The sequence below is a fragment of the Hydrogenophaga aromaticivorans genome, assembly GCF_013387465.1.
Lineage (GTDB): Bacteria > Pseudomonadota > Gammaproteobacteria > Burkholderiales > Burkholderiaceae_C > Hydrogenophaga > Hydrogenophaga aromaticivorans.
In genome coordinates, this window is the sequence record NZ_VYGV01000007.1 from 108,759 (window position 1) to 120,538 (window position 11,780).

Annotated in this window: 4 protein-coding genes; all 4 read left to right on the forward strand. The window is 63.6% G+C overall.

The window, feature by feature from the left end:
- Positions 1-298 precede the first annotated feature (298 nt).
- Complete coding sequence (locus F3K02_RS10380; protein WP_177135539.1) at positions 299-6,925, forward strand: peroxidase family protein; 6,627 nt, start codon at positions 299-301, stop codon at positions 6,923-6,925.
- Positions 6,926-7,218: 293 nt separating this feature from the next.
- A complete protein-coding gene (locus F3K02_RS10385; protein WP_177135540.1) occupies positions 7,219-8,007 on the forward strand; it encodes a response regulator transcription factor in 789 nt (262 codons plus the stop codon).
- Between the two features lie 48 nt (positions 8,008-8,055).
- On the forward strand, positions 8,056-9,375 hold the full coding sequence (locus F3K02_RS10390; RefSeq protein WP_177135541.1) for a sensor histidine kinase: 1,320 nt from the start codon (positions 8,056-8,058) through the stop codon (positions 9,373-9,375).
- Positions 9,376-9,511: 136 nt separating this feature from the next.
- Positions 9,512-11,780 (forward strand): Tex family protein (locus tag F3K02_RS10395; protein ID WP_246309363.1); only part of this gene is annotated, 2,269 nt, incomplete at its 3' end.

Sequence of the window (11,780 nt, forward strand, 5' to 3'; positions counted from 1 at the left end):
GTATTGCGTCAGTTCAGACGCATGGAGTACGCATATTTAGGTATGGCGGACTCGGTATTGATACCAAAGGTGACGCTCGTGACACTGATTCCAACCGCAGCACAACTTGAAACATATGTGTTGCAGCCCACCTGGCGGGTCGGCCAGGCAGACCTAGGGGAATCGCATGAACACCGTCGTCACGCTCCAGGACTTTGTCCACATCCATCTCGAGCGGCCACCGCCCACGGGTCCTGTCAAACGGACCTGTGCGTAAACCCCAAGCCCCTCGAACCCCGCGAATTTCTGGAGAAACATCATGGCCACCAAACCCGCCAACTTCACCGTCACCCTCGGCGACCTCGAGAAAATTCTCGAGCAGATCCGCATCGCCGAATACCACGCAGCCACCGGCGTCATGGCGCACCCGGACGGCACGCCCATCAGCGCCTTGTTGCCATCGGGCCTGCGCACCGTGGATGGCAGTTACAACAGCCTCCTGCCGGGCCAGGAGTTGCTGGGCGCGGCGGACCAGGTCATGCCCCGTCTGCTGGAGCCCGAGTTTCTGAACGACGCCGACGGGGACGTGATGCCCCTGGGCCCCGAAGGCTCGGGCGCGCCGATCATCACCAACACCAACTACGACTCCCACATCAGCGTCGCCGATGCCGACCCGCGCATCATCAGCAACCTGATCTCGGACCAGACGCTGGGCAATTTCTCCGCCATCTTCAAGGCCCTGGAGCTCGCTGGCTCGGCCGATCCGATGGCCGATACCGCAGAAATCCTGGCGGTGGCCGATCCGGCGGCGCGTCTTCTTCTGGCGGAATCGAAGGGTCTTGACATCTCCGCCAACGGCAGCATCACCATCGAGAACCTGTCGCCCGACATCGGGCTTTCGCCATCGTTCAACGGCTGGATGACCCTGTTCGGCCAGTTCTTTGACCACGGGCTGGACCTGATTCCCAAGGCGGGCAATGGCACGGTCTACATCCCTCTGCAGCCGGACGATCCGCTCTACGTGGAGGGTGGTCCGAACTTCATGGCGCTGACCCGCGCAGCCACCGTGACCACGGCGGGCGCTGACGGCATCATGGGAACAGCGGACGACCAGACCCACGAAACCATCAACACCACGACACCGTTCGTGGACCAGAACCAGACCTACACCTCGCACGCGTCGCACCAGGTGTTCCTGCGCGAATACATGGAACACCCGGTGACGGGTGCGACGATCGCCACCGGGCACCTGCTGGATGGCGCCAACGGAGGCATTGCCAACTGGGCCGAGGTGAAGGCCCAGGCGATCAGCATGCTGGGCATCGCGCTCGACGATTTCGATGTGCTCAACGTGCCGCTGCTGCGCACCGACCCCTACGGCAAGTTCATTCCGGGCGCCAACGGCTACGCCCAGATCATCACGGGTGTCGGTGTGGATGGCGTGGCCAACACGGAAGACGATATCGTGGTTGAGGGGGACCCGCTCGCGCCCGTCAGTCCGTCTGCTGTGGGCGCGCTGCGCACGGGCCATGCCTTTCTGGATGACATTGCCCACCACGCGGCCCCGGGCTTTTACGACGATGATGGCAACCCCGCGACCGCCAAGGTCGCCCAGGTGGCCGACGCCGACGACCTGATGGTCGATGACGGCGATGCGTCCACCTACGACAACGAACTGCTGGACCGCCACTACATCACCGGTGACGGACGCGGCAACGAAAACATCGGCCTGACCACCGTGCACACCGTGTTTCACTCGGAACACAACCGCCTGGTGGAGGACTACAAGCAGACCATCCTGAACAGCGGGGACCTCGGCACGCTCAACGACTGGTTGCTGGTTCCGGTCGGTGCGGTTCCTGCCACTCAGCCGGAAATCGATGCGCTGGTCTGGAACGGCGAGCGCCTGTTCCAGGCGGGCCGCTTCGTCACCGAGATGGAATACCAGCACCTGGTGTTCGAGGAGTTCGCGCGCAAGGTGCAGCCCGCCATCGATCCGTTCGTGTTCTCGGCGTCGCCCGATCTGGATCCCGCCATCGTGGCCGAATTTGCTCACGTGGTGTACCGGTTTGGCCACTCCATGCTCACCGAAACCGTGGACAGGCTGGACGCGGCCAACAACGTTGTGGGTGGGGAACACATTGGCCTGATCGAGGCGTTCCTGAACCCGGTTGAATTCGACCAGGACGGCGCTGTGACGGCTGAAGTGGCGGCAGGTCAGATCATCCGCGGCATGACCAAACAGGTTGGCAACGAGATCGACGAGTTCGTGACCGATGCCTTGCGCAACAACCTGGTCGGGCTTCCGCTGGACCTGGGTGCCTTGAACATTGCACGCGGCCGTGACACGGGTGTGCCCTCGCTGAACAATGCCCGTGCCCAGTTCTTCGAAGCCACTGGCGATTCGCGGCTCACGCCTTACACGAGCTGGACGGATTTTGCGACCCACATGAAGAACCCGATGTCGGTGATCAACTTCATCGCGGCCTATGGCACCCACACCAGCGTCACATCCGCGACCACGGTCGATGCCAAGCGCGATGCCGCCATGCTGCTGGTGACCGGCGGCGAGGGCGCGCCAGCGGACCGCCTGGACTACCTCAACAGCACCGGCAGCTGGGCGGGTGTTGAAACCGGCTTGAACCTGGTGGACTTCTGGATCGGCGGTCTGGCCGAAGAGAAGCAGGAGTTCGGCGGCATGCTGGGCGCCACCTTCAACTTCGTGTTCGAGTCGCAGATGGAAAATCTGCAGAACGGCGACCGCTTCTACTACCTGAGCCGCACGCAGGGCATGAACCTGCTGAACCAGCTCGAAGGCAACAGCTTCGCGGCCATGGTGATGCGCAACACCGACCTGGGCGAGACCGGTCAGGGGCACATCCCGGGTCTGATTTTCGACACACCCAACGCTATCCTGGAAGTGGTCCAGGCGGTACAGATCGGCGACGACCCGACCTGGGGCAACCCGGTCCTGGACATCATCAAACCGCTGTTCATCCGCACCGGTTTCAACGCCGAGGACAGCAACAACCACTTCCTGCAATACAACGGCGCGGACCACATCGTGCTCGGTGGCTCGGAACTGAGCGACACGCTGGTCGGTGGCCTGGGCATCGACACCCTGTGGGGTGATGGGGGCAACGACCGGCTTGACGGTGGCTACGAGGCCGACAAGGTGTACGGCGGCGACGGTGACGACATCATCACCAACCTCGGTGGTGACGACTTCCTGTTTGGCGACGATGGCAACGACGTGATCCACATGGGTTCGGGAATCGTGCTGGGCTTCGGCGGTCGAGGCAACGACTTCATCATGACCGGTCCGGACACCCAGGAGGTGTTTGCGGGCGAGGGCGACGACTTCGTGCTCGGCAACAACGGCGGCGATTTGTTGCTGGGCAACGAAGGCAATGACTGGCTCGAAGGCGGTGAGGGCTTTGACACGCTGGCCGGCGAAAACTCGGAGCTGTTCTTCAACAGCCCGATCGTGGGCCACGATGTGCTCAACGGCCAGGGCAACGACACCGACTACGACGGTGAGTCGGGTGACGACATCATGTTCCAGAGCTCCGGCATCCAGCGCAGCAACGGCATGGCCGGCTTTGACTGGGCCGTCCACAAGGGGGATCCCAACGGGGCCGACTCGGACCTGGGCATCCCGATCTTCGTCAACCAGGAGGCGGTCATCCTGCGCGACCGTTTCGATCTGGTCGAAGGTCTCTCGGGCTGGGTGCATGATGATGTGCTGACCGGCCGCCAGGTGGTCACGGGGGCCAACGGTGTGGGCGGTGCCGCTGCCGAATTCGACGAGTTCGACAAATGGGAGTCCTTCTCCAACACACTGCTGCAGTCCGCCGTGGATCGCATCGATGGCTTCGATGCTTTGGTAGCGCATCTGGACCGGGTTCAAGTTACCTGGGCGGGTGAGACCAAGACCGTGGTGGTGATGGACGAGGCCGCAGTGACCCGAACGGGCGACACGACGGCCTCCTTCGTGGATGACACAGCGGCCGATATTTTGCTCGGTGGTGGCGGCAGCGACACCTTCCTGGGCAAAGCCGGGAACGACATCATCGATGGTGACAGGTGGCTCAACGTGCGACTGGCTGTCAGCGGCGTGACGGACCATCCCACGGCCACAGCCGATACCCTGAATGGTCAGGTCTATGACCACCTGACTGGCGAGGTGCTGTTCGGCGGGCGCCCACTCAACAGCCTGATGCTGGATCGCACCCTCAACCCGGGGCAACTGAGCATCGTGCGTGAGATCCTCGATGGGGACCCGGACAACACGGGTACCGACACAGCGTTCTACCGTGGCAATTTTGACGAGTACCTCACCGAGAGAAACGCCATCGATGGTTCATGGACGGTGACGCACTTGGTGGGTGCCGCGCCGGTCGGCGGCGGCAACAACGGTACCTTTGATGGCACCGATCGCCTGTTCAACATCGAGCGTCTGGTGTTCGGGGACGGGACGGAGCTGGTGATCGGAGGCCCCAATACGCTGCCGGACGGGCCCCTGCTCATCACGGGACTCGTGCAGGAGGACGAGACGCTGTTTGCATCGGTGCAGTTCAGTGACGTCAACGGACTGGGGCCCATGACGTTCACCTGGCAGATGCTTACCGGCCCGGTGGGCAGTGAGGTCTGGGTCGACGTGGGGAACGAACAGACCTTTGTGCCGGGCGATGCGCACGTCGGCGGGGTGCTGCGTGCGGTGGCCACGTACACGGATGGCTTTGGCTACGTAGAGACCGTGATCTCGGACGTTACCGCACCTGTGAGCAACATCAACGACCTGCCCACTGGCGCTGTGAGCATTGATGACACAACGCCTCTGGTCAACGAGATCCTGACGGCCAGCAACACCCTGGCAGACGCCGATGGCGTGGGCACGGTGGGCTATCAGTGGCAGATGTCCACTGACGGCACCATCTGGACCGACATTGCCGGCGCCACGGCGGACTCTTTCACTGTGAGCTTCGCCCAGAACGGCGCGCTGCTGCGGGCAGCGGCTTCTTACCTGGATGGCCAGGGAACGAATGAAACGGTGTTCTCCGGTCCGACGGATGCGGTGACTTTCATCAACAATGCGCCCACCGGGGGTGTGAGCATTGACGACACCACACCGTTGGTCAACGAGATCCTGACGGCCAGCAACACCTTGAACGATGCCAATGGCATGGGTGTGGTGAGCTATCAGTGGCAGGTGTTCGACGGCACGGACTGGGTCGACGTAGCTGGTGCCAACCAGGCTACTTTCACTGTGAGCTTCAGCCAGAACGGCATGCCGCTGCGCGTGGCCGCTTCCTATGTGGACGGTTTTGGGACCCCTGAGACGGTGTTTTCCGCCGCGACTGAGGCCGTGTCTTTCATCAACACCTTGCCCACGGGCAGCGTGTCCATCGACGACACCACACCTGTGCTCACCCAGGTCCTGACTGCCAGCAACTCCCTGGCCGATGAGCAAGGCTTGGGCGCGGTGGCTTACCAGTGGCAGGTGTCCAACGACGACGGTGCCACCTGGGACGACATCGTCGGTGCAACCGGTGCGGCCTACGCTGTGTCCGAAGTCGGTGCGCGTCTTCGCGTGGCGGCCTCGTATACAGATGGCTTTGGAACCCTTGAGACGGTGTTTTCCGACGCTACAGACTTGGTGGCGGCTTTCAACAGCATCACTGGAACCGGTGCGGCCAATACGCTGATCGGAACGGAGCTGCCGGACTTCATTCAGGGACTGGGGGGCAACGACACACTCGAAGGTGGTGCGGGCAATGACACGCTCCAAGGCGGGATTGGCGTGGACCTGATGACCGGTGGCACCGGCGACGACCTCTATCTCGTCAATGACACCGCCGATGTCGTGGTGGAGCAGACCGATGAGGGCATCGACACGGTGGATTCGGCAGCGGCCAACTACACGCTCAGCGCCAACGTGGAGAACCTGATCTTGCGCGAAGGCGCGAACATCAATGGCACGGGCAACGCCTCCGACAACGTGCTGACGGGCAATGGCCAGGCCAACCAGCTCCAGGGGCTGGGCGGCAACGACACGCTGGACGGAGGCGCTGGCAACGACACCATGGCCGGTGGTGCCGGCGACGACACCTACCACGTCAACAGCGCGGGTGACGTGATCACGGAAGCGGTGGGTGGTGGCACCGATACCGTGATCTCCAGTGGAACGGCTTACACGCTGAGCGCCAACGTCGAGAACCTGGTGTCCACCAACGCCGTGGGTGCCACGCTCACGGGCAATACCTCGGCGAACCAGATCCTGGGAGGCGACGGCAACGACAACATCGCCGCAGGCCAGGGCAATGACACGGTGGAGGGTGGTGCGGGTAACGACACACTCGGCGGTGGGATCGGGGTGGACCTGTTGACAGGAGGCACCGGGGACGACCTCTATCTCGTCAACGTGACCGCTGATGTCGTGGTGGAGCTGGCGGGTGGGGGCATCGACACGGTGGATTCGGCGGCCAGCTACACGCTCAGCGCCAACGTGGAGAACCTGATCTTGCGGAACGGCACGAACAGCAACGGAACAGGCAACGCCTCCGACAACGTGCTGACGGGCAATGCGCAGGCCAACCAGCTCCTGGGGCTGGATGGCAACGACACGCTCGTCGGCAATGGCGGTAACGACACCCTCAACGGAGGAGCAGGTGACGACAGCATGGCGGGAGGGGCCGGGAACGACATCTTCGTGTTCGGCAGCGGCTTTGGGCAGGACGTCATCACCGGGTTCGATGCCAACCCGGCGAGTGGCCAGGACCTCCTGAACATCTCGGCGCTGGGTATCACCGCGGGCAACTTCGGGGTCAACGTGGTGATCTCGGCGGTCGGGGTTGACACCTTGATCGACATCGGGGCTGACAGCATCACGCTGGTGGGTGTCAACGCCGCCACGGTGACCCAGCAGGACTTCATCCTCGCCTGACAACAACCGGGATTCCCCGACGGTCAGGCCTTACTGACCCTTTAAGCCCCATCGCAAGAAGGGGCTTTTTTTGCTTTTGTGCACAGCGTCACGTCTCCCGCTGTTAAAAATTGTAACCATCCTCTGCTTGAGGGAGAGTATTGATGGCATTTTGTTTCATTTCAGCTTACCTTAAGCGCTCAAGTTCATAGGTGCGGGGAACTCCATTGACTCCACAGGAGGAGACAGGGTCACTGCGCCGCGATGCCGGTTGATTGTGAAAATGTTTGCCTGAACGAGTTCCTGGAGGACTCATGAAAAACGCCCCATTCTTCGCAGACGCACTGACCAGTGCCTTTGGTATCCGCAAGCCGGAGCGGGATCCCCCGGACTCCCGTGCTTTTCAGCCTTCCATGTGGCCCGACTTCCTGGCCAGTGAACCGGGTCGGCCAGTGCGTGTGATCCTCATCGATGACGACCCCCACATCCGGCGTGTGATCGCGGGTGAGCTGGTGTCGGACATGCGCATCGACATGGTCGGGCAGGCCGATGGCCTGCGGGAAGGGCGCAGGCTGGTTTCCATGTGCGAGTTCGACGTGATGATCGTCGACCTGAACCTGGGTGACGGTTCGGGCTTTGACCTGATCGAGCACATGAAGCAGGTGAGGCCCCAGGCCGAGGCGATCGTGGTCTCGATCATGGACGACGAAGTCCGTGCCATGCGCGCTTTTGAGCTCGGCGCCACCGGCTATCTGGTCAAGAACTCCTGGTTCGGCAGCTTCACGCAGGCGGTGCTCCAGGTGTTCAACGGTGGCGCATCCATCACGCCCAGCCTGGCGCGTCGCTTGCTCCAGAAACTGGAGCAACCGATGTCGCATCTTCCGACTTCGGAACGTGATGGTTCGGTACGTCAGGCTTTGTCGGAACGGGAACGCGAGGTGCTCAGGCTGGTGTCGGTGGGGCACACCAGTGCCGAGATCGCGACCAAGCTCTCGCTCAGCGTGCAGACGGTCAACACCCACATTCGCAACATCTACCGCAAGCTGCACGTCAAGTCGCGTGCGCAGGCGGTTAATCTGGCGGCGCACCAGAGGTTGATCTGACCCGGCCTGAGCCGGTCGACCTGAACGCAGAATGCAACCAGGTCCAGCATGTCGTCGCACCATATCGGACCCCTGGTCGGACTGTTCTCGGTCACGCTGACCGTTGGATTCCTGACGGTTTACGGCGGCGGGCGCGAGAGCAAGCGCGCTGACGTGGCCATGGCCTACGGATTGCTGGCCTGGGTGGTGTACATGTTGTGGATCGGCCGCTTCGCCGACGAGCCACCCGACGCCGTCGACATGTTCGTCGAGCGCATCGGACTCCAGGTGTGCCTCTCGGCGGCCACCGTGCTCGTGCTGATCGGTGTGCCCCTGTCTTCGCAACGCTTGTGGGGCCTCGTTGGGACGCAGGCGTTGGGCGGTGTGTTGTCGCTGTGGCTCTGGGCTGCAACCTCGCTGGACGTCTGGTTGACCGTCTGGCGGGTGTTCAATTTCATTTTTGTGGGCGTGTTGCTGGTCGTGCTTGTGCGACCGCTCCTGCGCCGCCCGCGGGCTGTGGCCTGGGGGCGATTTCTGTTGTCGGCATTGTTGATGCTGTGTGCCCTGGTTGCCGTATGGCCTGTGGCGGCGGTTCCGTGGCTGGCTTCGGCGGGTGCGTATACCTATCCGGCCGCACTGGTCTGCGTCTGGTGGATGTTGTCCGGGCGGTTCGGAGGCCGGGGTGTCCCGTTTCAACACTCAGCCGCCGCCGAAGAAGAGAGCGGTCATGAGGAGCGACAGCGCATTGCCCAGGACGTGCACGATGGCGTGGGCGCCCACCTGGTGGCGATCCTTTCCTCGCTCGATGCGCGGGACCCGGAGCAGAGGGCGCTGGCATTGTCGCTGGAGCAGTGCCTGCTGGACCTCAAGATCATGGTGGACGGCCTGTACGAAGACGTGACTCATCCGCTTGAAGCGCTGGCCATGCTGCGCTACCGGGTTCAGCCCTGTCTGGACCGCACGGGAATCCTCATGGTGTGGGACATCGAAGACAGTCCGGCCATGGGGCAGCTGTCGCCGCACGCCGTCACACAACTTCTCAAGATTGCGCAGGAGGCGATTGCCAACGTGATGCGCCATGCCCAGGCGACCGAGATCCGTGTGGTGTGTGAATACGATGAAACGGGCCGCCGCATTGAGTTGACCATCGCGGACAACGGGAAGGGTTTTGACGACCGCCGACGGCGTCAGGCGGCCCGGAGCAAAGGGCTGGCCGGCATGCAGCGCCGGGCCATGAATGTGGGGGGCACGCTGGAGATCGAAAGCACACCCGGCCAGGGCACGCGCGTTTTTCTGAGGTTGCCCTGCCCGGACCCGGCCTTCCGGCCGCTGCCGGTGGAGGTGGCACAAGCTCCATCATCGGAAGTTTCGTCGCGTCCGGCCCCTTAGCCGCGACACCCGTGGCCCTGTACACCGTTCCAGTGTCGGAACGGGGTGCCCATTGGCGCGAGAGCCGTCCGGCTTGTGGCAAACTGCGCCCCTTCTTGAAGCCCCGCCACCGTGCGGGCAGGACGACAGGGGTCACATGCACACCATCATCGCGCAGATCGCGCAGGAAATCCGGGTCGGCGTTCATCAGGTCAAGGCGGCTGTGGAGCTGCTCGACGGGGGCTCCACCGTGCCCTTCATCGCGCGCTACCGCAAGGAAGCCACCGGCGGCCTGGACGACATCCAGCTGCGCGAGCTCGAATACCGCCTGGGCTATTTGCGTGAGCTCGAAGACCGGCGCGCGACCGTGCTGAAAAGCATCGACGAGCAGGGCAAGCTGACACCCGCGCTGCGAGCGGCCGTCGCCGCCGCGCCCACCAAGCAGGAGTTGGAAGACCTGTACCTGCCGTTCAAGCAGAAGCGCCGGACCAAAGGCCAGATCGCGCGCGAGTTCGGCATCGAGCCGCTGGCCGACAAGCTGTTTGCCGACCCGACACTGGACCCGATGGCCGAGGCCGCGGCCTTCACGAAGCCGCCCGAGGTGCTGGACGACGGCAAACCGGGTGCCGATTTTTCCACCGTGCCCGCCGTGCTCGACGGCGTGCGCGACATCCTGAGTGAACGCTGGGCCGAAGACGCGGCGTTGCTGCAGAGCCTGCGCGAGTGGCTCTGGACCGAAGGCCTGCTCCAGAGCAAGCTGGTGGCGGGCAAGGATGAAAACCACCCCGACGTGGCCAAGTTCCGCGATTACTTTGACTACGACGAACCGATCAGCCGCGTGCCCTCGCACCGCGCCCTGGCGGTGTTCCGCGGCCGCTCGCTGGAGATCCTGGATGCCAAGCTGGTGCTGCCCGAGCCGGAAGCCGTGCTCACCGCCAGCGGCAAGCCGGCGCCCACGGTGTCGCTGGCCGAAGGCCGCATCGCGCTGCACCTGCGCTGGAGCCACCAGGGCCGCAAGGCCGACGACCTGCTGCGCAAGTGCGTGGCCTGGACCTGGCGCGTCAAGCTCAGCCTGTCCAGCGAGCGCGACCTGTTCGCCCGCCTGCGCGAGAGCGCCGAAGCGGTGGCGATCAAGGTGTTTGCCGACAACCTGCGCGACCTGCTGCTGGCCGCACCCGCCGGCCCGCGCGTCGTGATGGGGCTGGACCCGGGCATCCGCACCGGCGTGAAAGTGGCGGTGGTGGACGCCACCGGCAAGCTGGTGGACACGTCCACCGTGTACCCGCACGAACCCCGGCGCGACTGGGACGGCTCGCTGCACACCCTGGCCCAACTGTGCGAGAAGCACGGCGTGAGCCTGATCGCCATTGGCAACGGCACCGCCAGCCGCGAGACCGACAAACTGGCCGCCGACCTGATCAAGCTGATCCAGAAGGGCACCGATGCCAGCCACCCTTGCCACGGCATGCAGAAGGTGGTGGTGAGCGAGGCGGGCGCTTCGGTGTATTCCGCGAGCGAATTCGCCTCGCAGGAAATGCCCGACGTGGACGTGAGCCTGCGCGGTGCCGCTTCCATCGCGCGCCGCCTGCAGGACCCGCTGGCCGAGCTGGTGAAGATCGACCCCAAGAGCATTGGCGTGGGCCAGTACCAGCACGACGTGAACCAGAGCGAACTCGCGCGCACGCTGGAAGCGGTGGTCGAAGACTGTGTGAACGGTGTGGGCGTGGACCTCAACACCGCCAGCGTGCCGCTGCTGTCGCGCGTTTCGGGCCTCTCGGCCACGGTGGCGAAATCGGTGGTGCGCTGGCGAGAGGCCAACGGCGCGTTCAGGAACCGCCAGCAATTGCTGGACGTGACCGGCCTGGGTGCCAAGACCTTCGAACAAAGCGCGGGCTTCCTGCGCATCCGCGGCGGCGACAACCCGCTGGACATGACCGGTGTGCACCCGGAAACCTATCCGGTGGTCGAGCAGATCATGGCCCAGACTGGCCAGCCGGTGGCCGCGCTCATGGGCCGCGCCGACATGCTCAAGACGCTGCGTCCCGAGCTGTTCGCCAATGAAAAATTTGGTGTCATCACGGTGAAAGACATCTTCTCCGAGCTGGAAAAGCCCGGCCGCGATCCGCGCCCGGATTTCCAGGTGGCGCGTTTCAACGACGGTGTGGACGACATCAATGACCTGCGCGAAGGCATGATCCTGGAGGGTACGGTCAGCAACGTCGCCCAGTTCGGGGCGTTCATCGATCTGGGTGTGCACCAGGACGGTCTGGTCCATGTGAGCCAACTGGCGCACAAGTTCGTCAACGACGCGCGAGAGGTGGTCAAGACCGGCGACATTGTCAAGGTCAAGGTGATGGAAGTGGACGTGGCGCGCAAGCGCATCGGTCTGTCCATGAAGCTGGGTGATGCCCCGGGCCGTTCTGGGC

Excerpts from the sequence above, each read along its gene's own strand:
- F3K02_RS10385 (WP_177135540.1), top strand. The coding sequence starts at position 7,219 with ATGAAAAACGCCCCATTCTTCGCAGACGCACTGACCAGTGCCTTTGGT.
- F3K02_RS10380 (WP_177135539.1), top strand. The coding sequence starts at position 299 with ATGGCCACCAAACCCGCCAACTTCACCGTCACCCTCGGCGACCTCGAG.
- F3K02_RS10390 (WP_177135541.1), top strand. The coding sequence starts at position 8,056 with ATGTCGTCGCACCATATCGGACCCCTGGTCGGACTGTTCTCGGTCACG.